This window comes from Nocardiopsis quinghaiensis, assembly GCF_008638365.1.
Lineage (GTDB): Bacteria > Actinomycetota > Actinomycetes > Streptosporangiales > Streptosporangiaceae > Nocardiopsis > Nocardiopsis quinghaiensis.
Genome location: NZ_ML703338.1, coordinates 200,451 through 220,790, shown reverse-complemented (window position 1 = coordinate 220,790; position 20,340 = coordinate 200,451). Strand labels below are relative to the sequence as shown.

The window sequence follows — 20,340 nt, the reverse complement described above, 5'->3', positions numbered from 1 at the left end:
GCCATGGCCTAGCCTTTTGCTGTGCGTATCGCGACATGGAATGTGAACAGTGCCCGGGCCAGGGCCGAGCGGATCGGCGCCTGGCTGGACCGGAGCGACGTCGACGTCCTCGCCATCCAGGAGACCAAGGCCCGGGACCACCAGTTCCCCGAGTCGGTCTTCACCGACCGCGGTTACGAGGTGGCCCACCACGGCCTGTCCCAGTGGAACGGGGTCGCGATCGCCTCCCGCGTCGGTCTGGAGGACGTCCGGACCGGCTTCCCGGGCCAGCCCGGCTACGGCGACCCCGAGGAGGCCGAGGCCCGCGCCCTCGGCGCCGTCTGCGCCGGTGTGCGGGTGTGGAGCCTGTACGTGCCCAACGGGCGCGAGGTCGACCACCCCCACTACCACTACAAGCTGCGCTGGCTGGAGGCGCTGCGCGAGGCGGGCACCGCCAGTCTGGCCGCGGACCCCGACGCGCAGTTCGCCTACGCCGGCGACTTCAACATCGCCCCCAAGGACGACGACGTGTGGGACATGGCCGATTTCGAGGGCAGCACCCACGTCACCGAGCCCGAGCGCACGGCCTTCGACAAGCTGGTCGGCGCGGGGTTCGACGACGTCGTGCGCGTCCACACCCCCGGCCCCGGCGTGTACACCTACTGGGACTACAAGGGCCTGGCCTTCCCCAAGCGCAGGGGCATGCGCATCGACTTCGTGCTCGCCTCCCCGGCGCTCAGGGACCGCGTGAGCGGTGCGAGCGTCGACCGTGAGGAGCGCAAGGGCAAGGGCGCCTCCGACCATGCCCCGGTCATCGTGGGGCTGGACGGTGACGGCGGCGAGTCCAAGCCGAAGCAGGCGGCCCCGTGAGCGCGGCGCCGCGCGTCGCGGTCTTCGGCAGCGTGAACATGGACCTGGTCGCCTACGTCGACCGGGTGCCCGCCAGCGGTGAGACGGTCACCGGGACGGCCTTCCGGCAGGTTCCCGGGGGCAAGGGCGCCAACCAGGCCGTCGCCGCCGCCCGGGCGGGGGCCGACGTGGCCTTCCTCGGCGCGGTGGGCGAGGACGCCTTCGGCGAGGAGCTGCGCGCCAACCTCGTGGACCGCGGCATCGACGTGTCCGGGCTGCGCACGGTGCCCGGGGTGTCGGGTGTGGCGCACATCGTCGTGGACGGCGGGGGAGGCAACTCGATCATCGTCGTTCCCGGGGCCAACGGCGAGGTCGCCGGCGTGGCCCAGGGCGACGCGTCGGTCATCGAGGGCGGCGCCGCCCTGCTGCTCCAGCTCGAACTGCCCATGGGGGCGGTGGTCTCCGCCGCGCGCACCGGGCGCGAGCTGGGCGTACCGGTCTACCTGACCCCGGCTCCCGCACGTGAGCTGCCCGACGAACTCCTGGAGTCGGTGGACGTCCTGGTGCCCAACCAGCACGAGGCGGCCGCGATCACCGGCCGTACCGATCCGCGTGAGGCGCTGGCGGCGCTGCTGGAGCGGGTTCCGGAGGTGCTGCTGACCCTGGGCGAGGACGGTTCGCTCCACGGCCGTCGCGGCGCCGGGGTGGTGCGCGTTCCCGCGCGCAGGGTGGAGGCGGTGGACACCACGGCGGCGGGCGACGCCTTCTGCGGCTCGTTCGCGGTCGCCCGGGCGGAGGGCCGTGGTCCCGAGGAGGCGATGCGGTTCGCCGCGGCGGCTGCCGCGCTCTCGGTCCAGCGGCACGGGGCCAGTTCCTCGATGGCCGGCCGGGCCGAGGTCGAGGCGCTGCTCGGCGGCTGAGCCCCGCCGCCGATCAGGACATGTGCCCGATCTGCCTGAGGAACGGCGCGGGGTCCCGGTCCTGGACACGGACCTCCAGCACGATGTCGATCGTGTCGCCGACCATCCGGCCTCCCCAGGGCAGGGGGCCGCCGTCGCCCACGCCGAAGTCCGCGAGGCTGATCCGGGCGGTGGCGGAGAAGAAGTGGCCGTAGGTGTCCTCCGGGGACGCGTAGTCGGGTGCCTCGCCCACCCACTGGGCGTCGAGGACGGTGGGCACGGTCGTTCCGTGGAAGGTCAGACCGCCGTGCAGGCGGAAGGCGTTCCGGCCGCGTCCGCCCGCCTCCGTGCCGGTGGACACGAAGCGGATCTCGGGGTGGCGGTCCACGTCCAGGAAGTCGGCGGAGCGCAGGTGGGCGTCGCGCGCCTCCACGCCGGTGTTGACGCTCGCCGAGTCGAGGATCACCTCCACCCTGGACTCCGCCGGGTCCTCGGCGACGAGGAGCCGGCCCCGGGCCCGTCCGAACGTGCCCTCGACCCGGCCGAAGCGCAGGTAGCGGGCGACGAAGATCAGACTGGAGTGCAGCGGGTCCAGGTACCAGGTGCCTGGACCGGGGCCGACCTCCGTGAGTGTGGATGTCATAGACGGTTTCTCCCTTTTGTCCATTTTTATGGCTTTCGTCCATACCTTAGGTCTGGCGTTCGCCCGGAAACCAAGGTTCTGGCGCGGCCGGGTACGAGATCTTCGACTCGGTCGCGGGGAGGGGGGCCGGGCACGGGAGGAGGCCGGGGCGGAATGGCCCCGGCCTCCGGTGAACGTGCCGTACTCCCGTTCTGCGGCTACATGTGCTCGGGAGCCTCCACGCCCAGCAGGTCCAGGCCCCGGACCAGGACCCGGAACGCCACCGAGACCAGCGCCAGGCGCGACTCGCGCTCTGCCCGTGTCCCGGCGGTCAGCACCGGGCAGTGCTCGTAGAAGGCCGTCAGGGACTGCGCCAGCTCGAACAGGTACGTGGACAGCCGGTGCGGCTGGAGCAGGTCGCCGACCTGCGCCACCACGACGCCGAACTCCAGCAGCTTGAGCGCCAGGCCGCGCTCGGCGTCCTCGGAGACGCTGATCTCGCCCCTGGCCTCGGACATGTCCAGGCCGCCCTTGCGGAAGATGGAGCGGATCCGGGCCTGCGCGTACTGCAGGTAGGGGCCGGTGTTGCCGGTCAGGGCCAGCATCCGTTCGAAGTCGAACGTGTACTCGGTGTCGTGCGCCACCGACAGGTCGGCGTACTTCACCGCGCCGATACCCACCTGGCGGGCGATCGCCGCCTGGCTTCCGGCGTCCAGGTCGGGGCGGTTCTGCGCGACGACCGCCGCGGCCCGCTCGACCGCCTCGTCCAGCAGCGCCATCAGGCGTACCGGGGCGCCGCTGCGGGTGCGCAGGATCTTGCCGTCGTTGCCGAGCACGTTGCCGATCTGCACGTGCGTGGTCTCGACGCCCTCCGGCAGCCATCCGGCCTCGCGTGCGGTGGCCCACACCATCTTGAGGTGCATGGACTGCGGGGCGCCGACCACGTACAGGATGCGGTCGGCCTTGAGGTCGTCCACGCGGTAGCGGACGGTGGCCAGGTCCGTGGTGGCGTAGCCGTAGCCGCCGTCGCTCTTGCGCACGATCAGCGGGACGGGCTTGTTCTCACGGCCGGTGAAGCCCTCCAGGAAGACGCACAGGGCGCCGTCGCTGACCTCGGCGATGCCCTTGGACTCCAGCTCGTCGCACACGTCGGCGAGCATGGCGTTGTAGGTGCTCTCCCCGGCGAGGTCGTCGTCGGTGAGGGTCACGCCGAGCCTGGTGTAGACCTTGTTGAAGTAGACCTTCGACAGGTCGACGAGCTCGCGCCACAGGCGCAGTGTCTCCTCGTCGCCGCCCTGGAGGGAGACCACGCGGCGCCGGGCGCGCGCGGCGAACTCGTCCGGGCCGGGACCGGAGGCGTCGAACTTGGTGCGCGCCGCCTGGTAGAAGGCGTTGGGGTCGGTGGTGAGCAGGTCCGTCTCGGGGGAGTCCTCGCCCACCTCCAGCAGGTGCTCGATGAGCATGCCGAAGGGGGTGCCCCAGTCGCCGATGTGGTTCTGCCGGATGACGTTGTGCCCCAGGAACTCCAGGGTGCGCGCGAGCGCGTCGCCGACCACGGTGGTGCGCAGGTGCCCGACGTGCATCTCCTTGGCCACGTTGGGCGCGGAGTAGTCCAGCGGGATGTTCTGGCTCTCCTGGGCCGGGACGCCCAGGCGCGGGTCGTCGAGGAGCCGGCGGGCCTGGTCGGCGATCCAGTCCTCGCGCAGGGTCAGGTTGATGAAGCCCGGCCCGCTGACCTCGACGTCGCGGCAGACGTCGGCCACGTCCAGGCGCTCCATGATCGCCGCGGACACCTCACGCGGCTTTCGGCCCAGTCGCTTGGCGAGCGCGAGCGCGGCGTTCGCCTGGTAGTCGGCGAACTGGGACGGGCGGATGACGGGGTCGGTGTCGGCGAACTCGGGGCCGAAGGCGGCGCCGAGGGCGGACTGGACCCGTCGCGAGAGTACTTCCTGCGGGTCGGCCATGCACACCAGCGTACCGACCGGCGGCGCCTTCCCCGCCCGGTTCCGGGACGGGGGCGGAGGCCGGGCCGATGCCATCGGGCACGCCGCCGTCGCGGTGGGTCAGCGCTCCTCGGACTGCGCGAACCGGTGCAGCCAGTTCGGCGGACGGGTGTGCACCCGCCGCCGGATCTGGTCGCCGATCCGCCCGCCCGCCAGGTCGTGCGCGAGCTGGCAGGCGCGGGCGACGCCCTTGGCGCGGCTGTCGCCGTGCGCGATGACCACCGTCCCGTTGAGCCCCAGCAGCGCGGCGCCTCCGTAGGTCTCGCTGTCCAACCGCTCGCGCAACCCCTTGAGGGCGCCGCGCTGGAGGAACGCGCCCGCCTTGGCGAGCGGGGTGGCGGTCAGGGCCTGGCGCACGGCCTCCATCGCGAACGTCGCCGTGCCCTCCACCGACTTCAGCGCCACGTTCCCCGTGTGGCCGTCGGTCACCACCACGTCCACCTTGCGCGCGAGCAGGTCGTGGCCCTCGATGTTGCCCCGGAAGTCCATCCCCGGGGACCCCTCGGCGGTGGCCGCCAGCAGCTCCGTCGCCCTGCGCACGAGTTTGTTGCCCTTGCCCGGCTCCGAACCGATGGTCAGCACACCCACTCTCGGGCGCCGTACCCCGAACGCCGTCTGCGCGTAGGCGCAGCCCAGGTGAGCGAACTGCACCAGCATCTCCGGTTTGGCGTCGGCGTTGGCCCCGGCGTCCACCATGATCGTCGGCGTCTCACCGGTCGGAAGGGTCACCGCCAGGGCCGGGCGCAGTATCCCGGGCTGCGTGCGCAGCCGCACCGTGGAGGTGGCCACGATCCCGCCGGTGGACCCGGCCGAGACCAGGGCGTCGGCGTCGCCCCGGCGGATCAGGCGGCAGGAGACGGCCGCACTGGAGCGGGGCCGCCGCCAGCTCGCCAGCGCGCCCTCGTGCATGGCCAGGTTGTCCTCGGCGTGCACCACCGGGATGTCGCGCAGCGCGCCCTCCTCAGCGAGCAGTGCGGCGATCTCGGTCCGTCGGCCCACGAGCAGCACGCACAGGCCGAGTTCGCGGACGGCGAGCACGGCGCCGCGCACGATCTCGGAGGGGGCGTTGTCCCCGCCCATCGCGTCCACGGCGATGACCGGAGGGGACGTGCGGTGTGCGGCGGGCGCCTCCGCGACGGGTGCCTCCACCTCGGGTGTACCAGTCAACTGTTCCCTCACGGGTGTGGTGGGCGGATGCGTGTGCGCGTTCCGTGACTCCGTACGCGCGGGCGCGCCTGGGCCCGAGCCGTACGGGAGGTGTGGTGACACGGTACCGGGTCACGCGGAGGCGATGCCGACAGACACGTTCGTGCGCCCATGCGAGGATACTTCCCGTATGTCCAGGTCAGTCCTGGGCTTCCCGCATGATGGGTAAAAGCTCCTAAACGGGGTATACCCGCTCGCTGGCCTGGGGTCTCATCACGCTCCGGGTGCAGGCGACAACCACACCGAACCCCTTCCGGCGGCCCACCAGTGCACCCGTACACCGGAACCGTCGGATCCGGGCTGCCCGATTCAACCCCGCGGGCGGCCCCACCCACACGCAGAGAGGAGAGGCGTGAGCGTTACGCCAGACGCGACACAGTCTCCGTCCGCCGGACGTCGGTTTCGTGCCTACACGACGAAGCACCTTGAAGAGCTCACCGCACGAGCCGGTCTCGCCGCCGACGAGCGGCTCGCGGTGCAGGCGGTGGCCAATGTGCTGCCGTTCCGGGTCAACAGCTACGTCGTCGACGAGCTGATCGACTGGGATGCCGCTCCCGACGATCCGATCTACCGCCTGGTCTTCCCGCAGGCCGACATGCTGCCCCAGGACGACGTGTCCAGGATCTCCGACCTGCTGCGCTCTGGCGCCTCGCGCAAGGAGCTGAACGAGGCCGCCAACCAGGTCCGGGCCCGCCTGAACCCGCACCCCGCGGGGCAGATGGACCTCAACGTGCCCAAGACGGGCAACGAGGAGCCGATCCCCGGCGTTCAGCACAAGTACAAGGAGACCGTGCTCTTCTTCCCCAAGCAGGGGCAGACCTGTCACGCGTACTGCACGTACTGCTTCCGCTGGGCCCAGTTCGTGGGTGACGCGGACCTGAAGTTCGCCTCCAGCGAGATCGACCAGCTCGTCGAGTACGTCCGCTCGCACCCCGAGGTCACCAGCGTCCTGTTCACCGGCGGCGACCCGATGATCATGGGCGAGGGGGTGATCTCCAAGTACATCGAGCCGCTGTTGGAGATCGAGCACCTGGAGGCCATCCGCATCGGCACGAAGGCGCTGGCCTACTGGCCGCAGCGCTTCGTCACCGACCCGGACGCCGACGACACCCTCCGCCTGTTCGAGAAGGTCGTCGCCTCGGGCAAGAACCTCGCGTTCATGGCCCACTTCTCCCACCCGAACGAGATGCGGCCCGAACTCGTGCAGGAGGCGGTGCGCCGCGTCCGCGGGACGGGCGCCGTCATCCGCACGCAGGCGCCGCTGATCCGCACGATCAACGACGACTCGGCCGTGTGGGAGAGCATGTGGCGCACCCACGTGCGCCACGGCATGGTCCCGTACTACATGTTCGTCGAGCGCGACACCGGCCCGCAGGACTACTTCGCGGTGCCGCTCGCCGAGGCCTACGACATCTTCCGCGGTGCCTACCAGAAGGTCTCCGGCCTGGCCCGCACGGTGCGGGGCCCGTCGATGTCGGCGACACCGGGCAAGGTGTGCGTCGACGGCGTCACGGAGGTGGCGGGCGAGAAGGTGTTCGTCCTGCACTTCATCCAGGCGCGTGACCCGGAGCTGGTCGGCAGGCCCTTCTTCGCCGAGTACGACGAGAAGGCCGCGTGGCTGTTCGACCTCAAGCCCGCGCTGGGCGCCACCCACCTTCCGTGGGAGGTGCCGCCGGCCGGTGGCACCGACGGACTGGTGGACCCCACGCGCCTGTAGCGCGGCCCTCCGGCCCGTCAGCCGGCCTCTCCCGTCCCAGGGGAATTGGAGCGTCCCTGGGGCGGGAGGCGCGGACGTGGGGCCGGAGCCGTCGGCGCCGGCCCCCGGCGTTCCCGTGGGCCGCAAGAACGGAGCCCGGCACCGAGGTGGTGCCGGGCTCCGCTCGCGTCCCGTCGTGGACGGAGAGGCCGCCGGGCGGAACGGGCGGCCATCGACGGGACGGCTTCGGGGATGGTCTGAGGTGGGGGGTGCCAGGCCCGGGGCAGGCGCCTGGGGTGGGTCTCCGCTGGTTCGCCTGGTCCGGTTACCTGAGGAGCGCGTCGAAGTCGCCCGTCTTGGCGCCGCGCACGAAGGCGTCGATCTCGGCGGGGGTGTAGACGAGCGCCGGTCCCTGCGGGTCCCGTGAGTTTCGCACGGCGATGTCCCCGTCCGGAAGGGTGGCGACCTCGACACAGTTCCCGTCCGGATTGCTCCAGCTGCTCTTGGTCCAGACGACCTTCGGCAGTCGGCTCGCGGGAACGCCGTTGTAGATCGGATACATCTCAACCTCCTGGAACTTCGGGGGACTCATGAGCGGGGTGTGTCCACACGCGGCCGTCCAGGCCGCCGCGCCCGTCGTGTCGAACCACCGGGTCCATCGGTGGGAGCCGGCCCCCGGGCATGGGCGGCCTGTTGTCCCCCGGTGGGTTGTTTCGTCCCCGGTGCGAGCCAAAGCGTAGCCCATGCACGTGCATTCGTACTTACCGAGGTAAGTACCTATGCAAGAACGGGGGGTGATGCGGTGTCGAAACCGCATGTCAGACCTAACGCGGCGGGGACCCGTGCGGTTCGGTCCGCGAGGATCCTCCACGGCCGTGGCCGGAGGTGGCCATGCGGAAACCCGCGATGGTGGGCGCAAAGCGAACGCCCGGGCGCGGAGAGCGACCAGGCGTGGAGGAGGAGAAGCGGTGGGGGGCCGGTGGGTCCCGAAGCGGGGACCCCGTTCAGGGGCTCGGGAACCGGCGGTGGTGGAGGGCGGCGAGGAGGCCGTCGGTCGAGGGCGGTGGGCGGGAGGTCAGGAGTAACGCTTCAGGAAGTCGTGGAGGATACCCTCCGTGGCACTGGGCGGCGGCGCCTGGGTGGCGAGGTGGTCCATCGTCTGCGCGTAGCGGTGGGTGTCGTCGTACTTGTCGAAGTACAGGGCGCTGCTCAGCTGCTCCAGGTAGACCACGTCGGGCAGTTCCGGGGTGGGGAAGCGCAGGATGCTGAACGGGCCGCCCGCCGCGGGATGGCCGCCCATCGAGAAGGTGGCGATCTGGACGGTGATGTTGGGACGGCCGGCCATCTCCAGGAGGTGCTCGATCTGCCCGTGCATCACCTCAGCGTCCCCGTAGGGGCGGTGCAGCACGGCCTCGTCGATGACCGCCCACAGGCGGGGCGCCTCCGGCTCGACGAATCTGCGCTGGCGGTGCATGCGCATCTGCACCCGGCTGTCGATGTCCTCCTCGGAGGTGGCCGTCCGGGACAGGCGGATGACCGAGCGCGCGTAGTCCTCGCTCTGGAGCAGTCCGGGGACGAACTGGACCTCGAAGGTACGGATGACCGACGCGGCCTCCTCCAGGCCCACGTACACGCCGAACCAGTTCGGCAGCACGTCGCCGTACTTGTGCCACCAGCCCTGGGCGTTGGCGCTGGAGATCAGGCCGAGGAGGGCCTCGCGCTGCTCCGCGTCGTTCACGCCGTAGAGCTTGAGCAGGTCGTCCACGTCGCGGCGCTTGAAGCTGACCTGGCCCAACTCCATGCGGCTGATCTTGGCGTGGGAGGCGCGGATGGCGTATCCGGCGTCGTGCCGGGAGATGTTCTTCTCCTGCCGCAGCCGTCGGAGTTGTGTTCCCAGGAGAATCCGCAGGACGGTGGGGCCACCGCTGGAATTGGCCAGGAAATCCTGGGTGACCTGGAGATTCTGGGCGTGATCGGCGACCACAGGGCCTCCTGCTTATAGCGGCTTTGGCGCGAGCGACCGCTCAGTATACCGAGCGGCCCTTGTTACGGACAGGGGTGTTTGGAGATTGGGGCGCGTCCTGAGGATGCCTTGGTGGCTGGTGTAAACGTGGGTATCCGTCTGTGAATTCTTGGCAAGGGATCTACCAAGAAGGGCGCTTCTTCCTATAGTCTAAGCCGGACGTTGATCTGCACGTGCATCTGTGTCTTACAGATGTAAGCCACGATGGCCCCGCGGACGCGGACAGGGTCACCCGACATCACACTCGTGAGGACCGTGATGAACGCAGAACTCGTGTCTTCGGAGCTGGACTCCGAGACATCCTGGAGCCGCCCCTCCCTCGCCGAGGCGTCCAACGCCCTCCTGGGCGGCTGGTGGGACGACCCGCTGGGCCGTGTGGCCGTCGGGGAGAGCGCGCGCACACGGGACGCCGCCGCCAGGGCGTTCGGGCCGGTCCCGGAGTCGGTCCGCCAGGCACGTGAGTTCGCCGCCGCGACCCTGGAGGACTGGGGAATCCCGGACATGGCGGAGGACGTCCGCCTGATCGTCTCCGAACTCGTGGGCAACGCCTGCCGCCACACCCGGCCGGGGAGCGGTCGGCTCGGGCACGGCCGTGTCGTGGTCCAGCTGCGCCACCTGGCCGAGCAGGGGGGCGTGGTGTGCATGGTGGCCGATTCCAGCGGGAAAGCGCCGGTCAGAGTGGACGCCCACCATTTCGCCGAGTCGGGCCGCGGACTCGGACTCGTCTCCGCGTTCAGCCGGGAATGGGGCTGGGAGCCGGTCGCGGGGCGCGGCAAGATTGTCTGGGCGATATGCGACGGTGAAGGCTGACCAGCGCCCCTTGCGTGTTCCACAGCGAACACCTCGGAGCCACGAACGAGATCGATACGTCTTCCGGGACGAGTAGGCTGTCAACGCATGTCGGCATTTGACCGATCGCGTCTGAGCAGAGTTTCCTACACCCGATCCCGGGAGCGAGGCGTGGCCGTGCTGGACACGGAACAGGACCAGTTCGTCTGTGACGGGATCACCGTCGTCGAGCTGGACGGCGAGATCGACATCGCCACCGCCGAGGAGGCGTTCACCCGGATCACGACCGCGGCGGCGGACAGCTGCGTGGTCGTCGACCTGTCCGCGGTGGACTTCATCGACGCCTCCGGCGTCAACGCCCTCGTCCGCGCGCTGCGCGCCGCCATGAGGACCCAGCACCATCTTCTCCTGGCCTGCCCGCCCCGCCAGCTGTCCCGGATACTCGACGTCCTGGGGCTGATCGAGGTCCTGCCGACCCACGCCGACGTCGCCGCGGCCGTCGCCGTCCACGAAGAGGTCGGCCAGGGGGCCGCGCACTGACACGGGTACGCCCGTCCCGGTACACACGAGGGGGCGCGCCCGGCGCCGTCCGCCGGACACGCCCCCGTCGCGGAGCTACTCGACCGTGACGCTCTTGGCCAGGTTGCGCGGCTGGTCCACGTCGTTGCCCTTGGCCAGGGCCAGCTCGCACGCGAACACCTGCATCGGGATCGTGGACACGATCGGCTGCAGCAGGGTCGGCACCGCCGGGATCTCGATGAGGACGTCCGAGTACGGGCGCACCGACTCGTCGCCCTCCTCGGCGATCACGATGGTGCGGGCGCCGCGGGCGCGCACCTCCTGGATGTTGGACACGATCTTGTCGTGCAGCACGCTGCGGCCCTTGGGAGAGGGCACCACGACGACGACCGGCAGCTGGTCCTCGATCAGCGCGATCGGTCCGTGCTTGAGCTCACCGGCGGCGAACGCCTCGGCGTGCATGTACGCCAGCTCCTTGAGCTTGAGCGCGCCCTCCATCGCCACCGGGTAGCCCACGTGGCGGCCCAGGAACAGCACGGTGTCGGTGTCGGCCAGGGACCGGGCCAGCTCGCGGACCGGCTCCACCGTGTCCAGGACCCGCTCCACCTGCTCGGGCATGGTGGCCAGCTGGGCGATCACGGCGCTGATCTCGTCGCCGAACTTCTGCCCGCGCACCTGGGCCAGGTACAGGCCGACCAGATAGCAGGCGGCCAGCTGGGTGAGGAAGGTCTTGGTGGCGGCCACGCCGACCTCCGGGCCCGCGTGCGTGTACAGCACACCGTCGGACTCGCGCGGGATGGTCGACCCGTTGACGTTGCAGATGGCCAGCACCCTGGCGCGCTGCTCGCGGGCGTAGCGGACCGCCATCAGGGTGTCCATGCTCTCGCCGGACTGGGAGATGGCGATGACCAGGGTCTGCTGGTTCAGGATCGGGTCCCGGTAGCGGAACTCGCTGGCCACCTCGACCTCGCACGGGATGCGGCACCAGTGCTCGATCGCGTACTTGGCGATCAGGCCCGCGTGGTAGGAGGTGCCGCAGGCGATGACGACGATCTTCTCGACGGAGCGCAGGTCCTGGGGGGACAGGCGCATCTCGTCCAGGGTGAGCTGGCCGTCGGCCGACACGCGCCCGAGGAGGGTGTCGGCCACCGCGCGCGGCTGCTCGACGATCTCCTTGAGCATGAAGTAGTCGTAGCCGCCCTTCTCGGCGGCGGAGGCGTCCCAGTCCACGTGGTACTCGTTCACCTCGACGGGGTTGCCGTCGTAGTCGGTGACGGAGACGGAGTCGGCGCGCAGCTCCACGACCTGGTCCTGGCCCAGCTCGACCGCCTCGCGGGTGTGCGCGATGAACGCGGCCACGTCGCTGGCCAGGAAGTTCTCCCCCTGGCCGCGGCCGACGACCAGCGGCGAGTTGCGGCGGGCGGCCACGACCAGCCCGGAGTCGTCCACGGAGGTCGCCACGAGGGTGAACGCGCCCTCCAGGCGCTTGCACACCGCGCGCATGGCGGCGACGAGGTCGCCGTGCGCGGCCACCTCGGTGCTGAGCAGGTGCGCGACCACCTCGGTGTCGGTCTCGGAGAGGAACTTGCAGCCCTGCTCCTCCAACTCCAGGCGCAGCGCGGCGAAGTTCTCGATGATGCCGTTGTGGACGACGGCGACACGGCGGTTGTTGTCCACGTGGGGATGGGCGTTCACGTCGTTCGGGGCGCCGTGGGTGGCCCAGCGCGTGTGGCCGATACCGGCGCCGTCCCCGCTGATCGGATGCTTCTCCAGCGCCTGGCGCAGATTCGCGAGCTTGCCCGCCCGTTTCTCGGTGCGCAGGGTGCCCTCGTCCAGCAGCGCCACGCCCGCGGAGTCGTATCCGCGGTACTCCAACCTTGCGAGGCCATCCACGACGACCTGAAGCGCCGGTTGCGGCCCGACGTAGCCAACGATTCCACACATGGCCGCCAGCGTAAGCGAAGGGGGAGGACGGATCGACCAACCAGTGCCCCATACCACTGATCGTTTTCGCAGGTAACGGTATAGACCATTTGGTGCATGGGGAGTAGACCGCGCAGGTGGGGGGCATGGCGGAGCGCAGAGTGGAACCGATTCCACCCGTCCGGACCGGGAGGTAAAAATTTTGGCCGGGCATGTCGCGAATGTGTGGCTTGAAGCACGTTCGGCGGTTTGACTTGAAACTTGGGGACCGGCTGCCCGGTGCGGTCGACGCTCTCCTCTAGGGTGGTCATTCGTGTCTCACGCGACGAAAAACGGCTTCTCCACGCCGTATGTGGAAATGGACCGGGCGGCCTGGGCCGGGCTCCGGGCCTCCACGCCCCTTTCCCTGACCGAGGCGGACCTCGCCGAGCTCCGCGGCACCACCGACCCCACCTCCCTGGAGGACGTGCGGGACATCTACCTGCCGCTGTCGCGTCTGCTCAACCTGTACGTGGGCGCCACCCAGCAGCGGCACGCCGCGGTACGCGCCTTCCTCGGTGAGTCGGGCCGCCCGTCGCCGTTCATCATCGGCGTCGCGGGCAGCGTCGCGGTGGGCAAGTCCACCACGGCGCGCCTGCTGCGCTCCCTGCTCGCCCAGTGGCCCAACCACCCCGACGTGGAGCTGGTCAGCACCGACAACTTCCTCCACCCCAACGCGGTCCTGGAGTCGCGGGGGCTGATGCGCCGGAAGGGCTTCCCGGAGAGCTACGACCGCCGGGCCCTGGTGCGTTTCGTGTCGGAGATGAAGGCCGGCGCCGAACGCATCGACATCCCCGTCTACTCCCACCTGAGCTACGACATCGTGCCGGGCGAGCGGCAGACCGTGCGCCGCCCCGACATCCTCATCGTGGAGGGCATCAACGTCCTCCAGCCCGCCACCGCCAGGCGTCTGGCGGTGGCCGACTTCTTCGACTTCTCCATCTACGTGGACGCCAAGGTCGAGAACATCCGCAACTGGTACCTCGACCGCTTCCGCGAACTGCGCCGCACCGCCTTCTCCGACCCGCGCTCCTACTTCCACCACATGGCCACCAGCATCGGCGAGGAGGAGGCCCTGGAGTTCGCCGCCAACACCTGGAGCACCATCAACGAGGTCAACCTCGTGGAGAACATCCGTCCCACCCGGGGCCGCGCCACGCTGGTCCTGTACAAGGGCGACGACCACCGTGTGCGCCGGGTCCGGCTGCGCAAGACCTGACGGTGCCCTCAGGCGCTTCCTCCCGGGCCCGTCCCGCCCGGCGGCGGCGCACGGCCACCGCGCGGTTTGATGGGGGCCACACCGCGGGATAAGGTGATCCCTCCTTTCGGCCGCACCCCTTTCGCGGGTGCCGTGCGCTCCAAGGATCGGAACGAACCGGGCCCTCGTGGCGACCGGGGCGGGACCCGCGCACACACGCCACCGTCCCGCCGAGCCCCTCCGAGGTCGCCCGATGTCCACGACCGATCCCGCAGCCGTGCCCGTGAGCCCCGAGCTCCAGACCGAACGCGACCACCTCGCCGCCGCCCGCGACGCCCTGCGCAGGATGCGCGAGGACGTCGAGGGCAGCGAACTCGTCCTGGGCGACGCCGTCAGCGACAAGGTCACCAACGCCGCCCTGCGCCGCGGCCGCGAACGCCGCCTCGCCGCCCTGGCCGACGTCCCCGGCGCCCCGCTGTTCTTCGGCCGCCTCGACTTCGAGCCCGGAACCGTCTTCCTGGACGGCGGCCCCGGCGGTCCCGCTCCCGGCGCCGAACCGGACCGGGTGCGCATCGGCCGCCGCCACGTCCACGACACCGACGGACGCCCCATGGTCCTGGACTGGCGCGCGCCCGTCTGCGTCGCCTACTACCGGGCCTCGCCCAGCGACCGGATGGGCGTGCGCAAGCGCCGCCGCTACGGCTTCACCACCCTCGACCACGGTCCGTACGCCGATCCCGAGGTGGTGCTCACCGCCTTCGAGGACGAGCCGCTCACCGTCACCCCCGCCGAGGCCGACCAGCGCGCCGGCGCACTCCTCAGCGCCGAGATCGAGCGCCCCCGCACCGGGCCCATGCGCGACATCGTCGCCACCATCCAGCCCGAACAGGACGACCTCGTGCGCGCCCCGCTCAGCACCACCCTGTGCGTGCAGGGCGCGCCCGGTACCGGCAAGACCGCCGTCGGCCTGCACCGCATCGCCTTCCTCCTCTACACCGAGCGTGAACGCCTCGCCCGCTCCGGCGTGGCGATCGTGGGCCCCAACCGCTCCTTCCTCTCCTACATCCGCGACGTCCTGCCCGCCCTCGGCGAGGTCGACGTCCGGCAGACCACCGTCACCGAGATGCTCACCGCCGGGCTGCCCGAACGCGCCCGCCCCGCCGCCGGGTGGGTGCGCCGCACGGAGGAGCCCTCCACCGCGCGGACCAAGGGCCGGGCCCGCATGGCCGAGGTGCTGCGCCGCGACCTGTGGTCGCACCTGCGGGCACCCGAGGAGGCGGTCGTGGTCCGCCGCGGGTCGCGCCGCTGGCGCCTGTACCCCGAGGACCTGCGCCCCCTCCTCGACGAGCTGGCCGGACGCGGCGTCGCCTACGGCTCCGGCCGCGAACTCCTCTCCCACCGCATCGCCCACGCCGTCCTGTCCCTCATGGAGGGCCGGGGGGAGGTGTGCGACGACCGCACCCACGAGCAGGTGCGCCGTGACCCGGCCGTGCGGTCGGCGGTCACCGCCATGTGGCCCAGGACCGATCCGCTCAAGCTCGTCCTCGGCCTGCTCACCGATCCCGAGCGGCTCGCACGCGCCGCCGAGGGGCTGCTGTCCCCCGAGGAGCAGGCCGCCGTCCTGCTGCCCGGCAGACCCCGCGGCCCGAAGTCGGCCCGCTGGTCGGAGGAGGACCTCGCGCTCGTCGACGAGGCCGCCGCGCTGATCGGGCGCCCGGCCGGGATCGGCCACATCGTGGTGGACGAGGCCCAGGACCTGAGCCCCATGCAGTGCCGGGCCATCGGCCGCCGCTGCGTGTCCGGTTCGCTCACCGTGCTCGGCGACATCGCCCAGGGCACCAGCCCGTCGGCCGCCACCGACTGGTCCACGCTCCTGGAACACCTCGGCAAGCCCACCGGCCACCTGAGCGTCCTGAACCGCGGGTACCGGGTCCCCGCCCAGATCATCGACTTCGCCGCACGCCTCCTGCCCTCCATCGCCCCCGTCGGGCACCTCTCCCCGACGGGGGCCTCCGGCTCCGGGCATCCCTTCGCGCCGGTCTCCGTGCGCCGTGCGTCCGGATCGCTTCGCGTCACCCCCGCCGTCGACGGCCTCGCCGCGTCCGTGGTCGAGGCCTGCCGCACCGCGCTCGGGGGAGAGGGTTCCGTGGGGCTCGTCGCCGCCGACACCGACCTGCCGGCCCTGCGCGAGGCTCTCGAGGCCGGGGGCCTGCCCACGCCGCTGCTCGGCGAGGCGGGGACCGGGCCGGACGCGGGCCGCCTGGTCGCGGTGCCAGCCGGCCTCGCCAAGGGCCTGGAGTTCGACGCGGTCGTGGTCGCAGAACCGGCCGCCATCGTCGAGGCCGAGGAGCGCGGCGCCAACCGGCTCTACGTGGTGCTCACCCGTGCCGTCAGCACCCTGCACGTGGTCCACGCGCGGCCCCTGCCGGAGGTCCTCCGCGTCAGTGGCTGACCCCGGTGCGGGGCGCGGCCCGAGTCCCCTTCCACGGGCCGGGCAGCAGTCCCGCGGCGAGCAGCCACAGGGCCACCGTCACCAGGTGCGCGCGCTGCAGGGCGCCGAACACGACCCCCGGTTCGCCGTCGCCCCCGGTCGCGTAGGTCCGCACCGCCATGACCAGCATGGCGACGGCCGACGCCAGTTGGAGCACGGCCAGGACCGCCAACAGCACCCACAGGCGGTCGTGGCGCCGGTACCGGTTCACCGCCAGGGTGGACACGGCCACCAGCGCGGCCAGGACCGCGACCGCCGCGACCAGCGACTGGGCCGCGGTGGCTCCGGGGATCCCCTCCGCCAGCGACTCCGCGGTGCACACCACGTCGGTGGAGACCACGCACGGTCCGGGGAACAGCGTGGCGACCAGTGACGCCGCGCCGAACACGACCATGGACCACCACGACACCGACAGCCAGGCGCTGGTCTCCTTCGCGCCCAGGGACAGTCCCAGGCCGGCGGCGAGTATCACCAGGACGGCCCCGATGCGGTGCGCACTCTCCAGGAACCTGCTGAAGCCCGCGTCCTGGTCGGCGAGGGCGCCCTGGACGGCCGCGCCCCCCGGCAGGATGACGTCCACGGCCCACAGGCTGTACACGATCGCGGCCGCCACGGCCGCGACCTTCCCGTCCCGGTAGTCCCAGTGCAACTGTGCGGAGTGCGGCATCGTGCCCCCTCTTCCGCGGACGTTCCCATCACCGGGACGGTCCAGCGGTGGCGCTGTCGAATTCACCGTTGTCTCGGGACCCTACGCTTTCCCTGCCCGGACGTCACCCAACTCGCGGCGGCACTGTTATCCACGGGTGCGTGTTCACGCGGCATCATCGGGGGACACCGGCGAAGACGCGGGTAACGGGTAGGTGACGACCGACGAGAAGGGCGCACGCATGGACGGCGCATCCACGACGCGCTGGGTGATCGTGGGAATCGACGGAACCGATTCCAGCCGTCACGCGCTGGAGTGGTCGGCGCACCAGGCGGTTCTGCGCGGACTCGGGGTGCGGATCGTCGCGGCCGCCGGGCCGCTGGCCTCCGTCGGCGTGTTCGCCGGGCACACGCGCCTCGACCGGGAAGTGCCCCCGGACGAGGCCGACACCCAGGGGGCCGAACGCCTGCTGGAGTACGCGAGCGACTGGGTGTCCCGGCTCTTCCCCGAACTGCGGGTGCAGACCCGCATGTCCTACGCCCGCCCGGTGGAGGCGCTGCTCGCCGAGGCCGCGGCGGAGGGCACCGTCGCCGTGGTGGTCGGCTCGCGCGGGCTGAGCGGGATCGCGGCCGCCTTCGTCGGCTCCGTCGGGATCGAACTGGCCGCCCGTTCGCCCGTCCCGGTGGTCGTGCTGCCCCACGAGCACGCGTCGGCGCACGGTGTCCGGGGCCGTGTGATCGTGGGCATCGACGGATCCGATCCCAGCAGGCGGGCCGTGGACTTCGCCTTCACACAGGCCGACTTCGCCGAGACCGAACTGATCGCCGTGAGCGCCTGGCAGCCCCTGGTGGCCTTCGCCGCCGCGACCGGTCCCATCCCCCCGGAGCTGTTCGACGACGAGACCGCCGCCGAGGCGGCCCGGCAGGCGATGGAGGACGAACTGGCCGGGCCGCGCCTGAGCCATCCCGGGGTCACCGTGCGCACCCGTGTGGTGCGCGCGCATCCGGTGGTCGCCCTGCTGGAGGAGGCCACACCCGCCGATCTCATCGTGGTCGGCTCACGCGGCCGCGGGGGGTTCCGAGGACTGCTGCTCGGCTCGGTGAGCCACTCCGTGCTGCACGGAGCCAAGGGCCCCGTCGCGATACTGCGCTGACCGGTCACGGCTCCCCCGCGCCCCGCTGGGCGGCTCCGAGCCCGGTCACGTGGGCGGATCCGCCCACACGGTCCTCGGACGCGGGCACAGGTCTAGTGCGTCCACCGCGGCCGGAATCCCTGGTGTGACGAACAGCACGGTGTGTCGTGCGCTGTCGGCGGTGTGCCCCGGTGACCGGGGGAATCGGCTCCGAACAGTACCGGAGTGCTCCCTGGACGTGCGCTCGCCTACCCGGTGGTAGACCACTCGGATCCCCTGCTGTGCGGCGGAATCCGCTCGTCCCGTGTCACACCTATAGACCATTGGCCTATACCAATTGGTCACCATGGGGTGTTGTCGTCCATGATGCGAGAGATCTCGACCTTGTAAAGGAGCCGCTGTGACTGCCGTGGGTATCGAAGTGGGCACCGTACCGACCGATCACGAAGGACTCGTCTCCTGGGTTCGCGAGGTCGCGGAGCTCACTCAGCCGGACGAGACCGTGTGGTGCGACGGTTCGGACGAGGAGTGGACCCGCCTGACCGACCAGCTGGTCGAGCAGGGGACCTTCGTCCGCCTGAACCCGGACAAGCGCCCCAACAGCTTCTACTGCAAGTCCGACCCGAGCGACGTCGCCCGGGTCGAGGACCGCACCTTCATCTGCTCCGAGCGCGAGCAGGACGCGGGCCCGACCAACAACTGGATCGCGCCGGACGAGATGCGCGCCACCTTCGGCGAGATCTTCCGGGGCGCCATGCGCGGCCGCACCATGTACGTCGTGCCCTTCTGCATGGGCCCGCTGGGCGGCGACATCTCCCAGCTCGGCGTCGAGATCACCGACTCCCCGTACGTCGTGGTGTCCATGCGCATCATGGCCCGCATGGGTACCGCCGCCCTGCGCCTGATCGAGGAGCGGGGGGACTTCGTCAGGGCCGTCCACTCCGTGGGCGCCCCCCTGGAGCCCGGCCAGCAGGACGTCGCCTGGCCGTGCAACTCCACCAAGTACATCTCGCACTTCCCCGAGACCCGTGAGATCTGGTCCTACGGTTCCGGCTACGGCGGCAACGCCCTGCTCGGCAAGAAGTGCTACGCGCTGCGCATCGCCTCGGTGATGGCCCGCGACGAGGGCTGGCTGGCCGAGCACATGCTCATCCTCAAGGTCACACCGCCCGAGGGGCGGCCGCACTACGTCGCCGCCGCCTTCCCGAGCGCCTGCGGCAAGACCAACCTCGCCATGCTCCAGCCGACCGTCCCCGGGTGGAGGGTCGAGACCGTCGGCGACGACATCGCCTGGATGCGCTTCGACGACCAGGGGCAGCTGCGCGCCATCAACCCCGAGGCCGGGTTCTTCGGCGTCGCACCGGGCACCGGCGAGAAGACCAACGCCAACGCCGTGAAGACCCTGTGGGGCAACAGCATCTTCACCAACGTCGCCCTGACCGACGACGGTGACGTGTGGTGGGAGGGCCTGACCGAGGAGCCGCCCGCCAACCTCACCGACTGGAAGGGCCGCCCCTGGACCCCGGAGTCCGGTGAGCCCGCGGCGCACCCGAACTCCCGCTTCACCACCCCGGCGGGCCAGGCGCCGACCATCGCCGACGACTGGGAGGACCCGGCGGGCGTGCCCATCTCGGCCATCCTGTTCGGCGGTCGCCGCGCCTCCGCCGTGCCGCTGGTCACCGAGTCCTTCAGCTGGCAGCACGGCGTCTACCTGGGCGCCAACGTCTCCTCGGAGAAGACCGCCGCCGCCGAGGGCTCCGTCGGCGAGCTGCGCCGCGACCCCTTCGCCATGCTGCCGTTCTGCGGCTACCACATGGGCGACTACTTCGCGCACTGGGTGAAGCTGGGCCGGGGGGCCGACGAGTCCAGGCTGCCCCGGATCTTCTACGTCAACTGGTTCAAGAAGGACGCCGACGGCCGTATCGTGTGGCCCGGCTTCGGCGAGAACAGCCGCGTCATCAAGTGGATCGTCGAGCGCCTGGAGGGGGAGGCCACCGCTGCCGAGACCCCGATCGGCTACGTGCCGACCGCCGACGCCATCGACACCGAGGGCCTGGACGTCTCCGACGAGGACATGGAGTTCGTCCTGGACGTGGACACCGACGTCTGGAAGCAGGAGGCCGCCCTGGTCCCCGAGTTCTTCAAGACCTTCGGCGACCACCTGCCCGGCGAGCTCTGGGACGAGTACCACGCCCTCCTGGACCGGCTGGGCCGGTAACGCACCCTCCCGGCCGGCCCCTTCCGTGCGGGGCCGGCCCCCCGGGGCGCGGGGGCCCCCGGGGCCCCCCCCCCCCCCGGGGGGGGGGGGGACCCCCCGCGGGGCCAA

Annotated in this window: 16 protein-coding genes; 9 read left to right on the top strand and 7 right to left on the bottom strand. The window is 71.2% G+C overall.

Going from position 1 to position 20,340, the window contains the following annotated elements; genetic code table 11:
* Positions 1 to 21: 21 nt before the first annotated feature.
* Positions 22 to 849 (top strand): exodeoxyribonuclease III, encoded by an 828-nt coding sequence (locus tag FYX01_RS02240; protein WP_190394147.1) that lies wholly within the window; start codon positions 22 to 24, stop codon positions 847 to 849.
* Positions 846 to 1,748: a ribokinase gene (locus FYX01_RS02235; RefSeq protein WP_150236959.1), complete on the top strand. Its 903-nt coding sequence runs from the start codon at positions 846 to 848 to the stop codon at positions 1,746 to 1,748. The genes FYX01_RS02240 and FYX01_RS02235 overlap by 4 nt, the downstream gene beginning before the upstream one ends.
* A gap of 13 nt (positions 1,749 to 1,761) precedes the next feature.
* Here FYX01_RS02235 and FYX01_RS02230 read toward each other — a convergent pair whose 3' ends face one another.
* The 3 genes from FYX01_RS02230 to plsX all read right to left on the bottom strand — a co-directional run bounded on the left by FYX01_RS02230 (position 1,762) and on the right by plsX (position 5,519).
* A complete protein-coding gene (locus FYX01_RS02230) occupies positions 1,762 to 2,370 on the bottom strand; it encodes a YceI family protein (RefSeq protein ID WP_150236957.1) in 609 nt (202 codons plus the stop codon).
* Positions 2,371 to 2,567: 197 nt separating this feature from the next.
* Positions 2,568 to 4,313, bottom strand: a complete 1,746-nt coding sequence (gene argS, locus FYX01_RS02225; RefSeq protein ID WP_150236954.1) for an arginine--tRNA ligase — start codon at positions 4,311 to 4,313, stop codon at positions 2,568 to 2,570.
* A 99-nt stretch (positions 4,314 to 4,412) separates the two neighbouring features.
* A complete protein-coding gene (gene plsX / locus FYX01_RS02220) occupies positions 4,413 to 5,519 on the bottom strand; it encodes a phosphate acyltransferase PlsX (RefSeq protein ID WP_150236951.1) in 1,107 nt (368 codons plus the stop codon).
* A 514-nt stretch (positions 5,520 to 6,033) separates the two neighbouring features.
* Here plsX and FYX01_RS02215 point away from each other — a divergent pair.
* The gene (locus tag FYX01_RS02215; protein WP_223830273.1) at positions 6,034 to 7,275 is read left to right on the top strand and encodes a KamA family radical SAM protein; all 1,242 of its coding nucleotides are present in this window, start codon (positions 6,034 to 6,036) and stop codon (positions 7,273 to 7,275) included.
* Positions 7,276 to 7,579: 304 nt separating this feature from the next.
* Here FYX01_RS02215 and FYX01_RS02210 read toward each other — a convergent pair whose 3' ends face one another.
* On the bottom strand, positions 7,580 to 7,816 hold the full coding sequence (locus FYX01_RS02210) for a DUF397 domain-containing protein (RefSeq protein ID WP_077692097.1): 237 nt from the start codon (positions 7,814 to 7,816) through the stop codon (positions 7,580 to 7,582).
* A 513-nt stretch (positions 7,817 to 8,329) separates the two neighbouring features.
* Positions 8,330 to 9,238 (bottom strand): helix-turn-helix domain-containing protein, encoded by a 909-nt coding sequence (locus tag FYX01_RS02205; RefSeq protein ID WP_190394146.1) that lies wholly within the window; start codon positions 9,236 to 9,238, stop codon positions 8,330 to 8,332.
* A 297-nt stretch (positions 9,239 to 9,535) separates the two neighbouring features.
* On the opposite strand from FYX01_RS02205, the gene FYX01_RS02200 reads away from it, so the two are divergent.
* Together FYX01_RS02200 and FYX01_RS02195 are read left to right on the top strand one after the other, a co-directional pair.
* Positions 9,536 to 10,087 (top strand): ATP-binding protein, encoded by a 552-nt coding sequence (locus FYX01_RS02200; RefSeq protein WP_150236948.1) that lies wholly within the window; start codon positions 9,536 to 9,538, stop codon positions 10,085 to 10,087.
* Between the two features lie 150 nt (positions 10,088 to 10,237).
* A complete protein-coding gene (locus FYX01_RS02195; protein WP_150236946.1) occupies positions 10,238 to 10,606 on the top strand; it encodes an STAS domain-containing protein in 369 nt (122 codons plus the stop codon).
* 75 nt (positions 10,607 to 10,681) lie between these two features.
* Here FYX01_RS02195 and glmS read toward each other — a convergent pair whose 3' ends face one another.
* The gene (gene glmS, locus FYX01_RS02190; protein ID WP_150236944.1) at positions 10,682 to 12,529 is read right to left on the bottom strand and encodes a glutamine--fructose-6-phosphate transaminase (isomerizing); all 1,848 of its coding nucleotides are present in this window, start codon (positions 12,527 to 12,529) and stop codon (positions 10,682 to 10,684) included.
* Positions 12,530 to 12,860: 331 nt separating this feature from the next.
* On the opposite strand from glmS, the gene coaA reads away from it, so the two are divergent.
* Complete coding sequence (gene coaA / locus FYX01_RS02185) at positions 12,861 to 13,766, top strand: type I pantothenate kinase (protein WP_223830272.1); 906 nt, start codon at positions 12,861 to 12,863, stop codon at positions 13,764 to 13,766.
* A gap of 232 nt (positions 13,767 to 13,998) precedes the next feature.
* Positions 13,999 to 16,197: a HelD family protein gene (locus FYX01_RS02180; RefSeq protein WP_150236941.1), complete on the top strand. Its 2,199-nt coding sequence runs from the start codon at positions 13,999 to 14,001 to the stop codon at positions 16,195 to 16,197.
* Here FYX01_RS02180 and FYX01_RS02175 read toward each other — a convergent pair.
* Complete coding sequence (locus FYX01_RS02175) at positions 16,187 to 16,903, bottom strand: DUF998 domain-containing protein (RefSeq protein WP_150236939.1); 717 nt, start codon at positions 16,901 to 16,903, stop codon at positions 16,187 to 16,189. The genes FYX01_RS02180 and FYX01_RS02175 overlap by 11 nt on opposite strands.
* Positions 16,904 to 17,123: 220 nt before the next feature.
* Between FYX01_RS02175 and FYX01_RS02170 the strand changes: the two genes are divergently transcribed.
* Both FYX01_RS02170 and FYX01_RS02165 read left to right on the top strand, forming a co-directional pair.
* Positions 17,124 to 18,035, top strand: a complete 912-nt coding sequence (locus FYX01_RS02170) for a universal stress protein (protein WP_150237021.1) — start codon at positions 17,124 to 17,126, stop codon at positions 18,033 to 18,035.
* A gap of 388 nt (positions 18,036 to 18,423) precedes the next feature.
* Positions 18,424 to 20,232, top strand: a complete 1,809-nt coding sequence (locus tag FYX01_RS02165) for a phosphoenolpyruvate carboxykinase (GTP) (RefSeq protein ID WP_150237019.1) — start codon at positions 18,424 to 18,426, stop codon at positions 20,230 to 20,232.
* The last annotated feature ends 108 nt before the right edge of the window (positions 20,233 to 20,340 follow it).

Excerpts from the sequence above, each read along its gene's own strand:
- FYX01_RS02230 (WP_150236957.1), bottom strand. The coding sequence starts at position 2,370 with ATGACATCCACACTCACGGAGGTCGGCCCCGGTCCAGGCACCTGGTAC.
- argS (WP_150236954.1), bottom strand. The coding sequence starts at position 4,313 with ATGGCCGACCCGCAGGAAGTACTCTCGCGACGGGTCCAGTCCGCCCTC.
- FYX01_RS02210 (WP_077692097.1), bottom strand. The coding sequence starts at position 7,816 with ATGTATCCGATCTACAACGGCGTTCCCGCGAGCCGACTGCCGAAGGTC.
- FYX01_RS02200 (WP_150236948.1), top strand. The coding sequence starts at position 9,536 with ATGAACGCAGAACTCGTGTCTTCGGAGCTGGACTCCGAGACATCCTGG.
- glmS (WP_150236944.1), bottom strand. The coding sequence starts at position 12,529 with ATGTGTGGAATCGTTGGCTACGTCGGGCCGCAACCGGCGCTTCAGGTC.
- FYX01_RS02180 (WP_150236941.1), top strand. The coding sequence starts at position 13,999 with ATGTCCACGACCGATCCCGCAGCCGTGCCCGTGAGCCCCGAGCTCCAG.
- FYX01_RS02175 (WP_150236939.1), bottom strand. The coding sequence starts at position 16,903 with ATGCCGCACTCCGCACAGTTGCACTGGGACTACCGGGACGGGAAGGTC.
- FYX01_RS02170 (WP_150237021.1), top strand. The coding sequence starts at position 17,124 with ATGGACGGCGCATCCACGACGCGCTGGGTGATCGTGGGAATCGACGGA.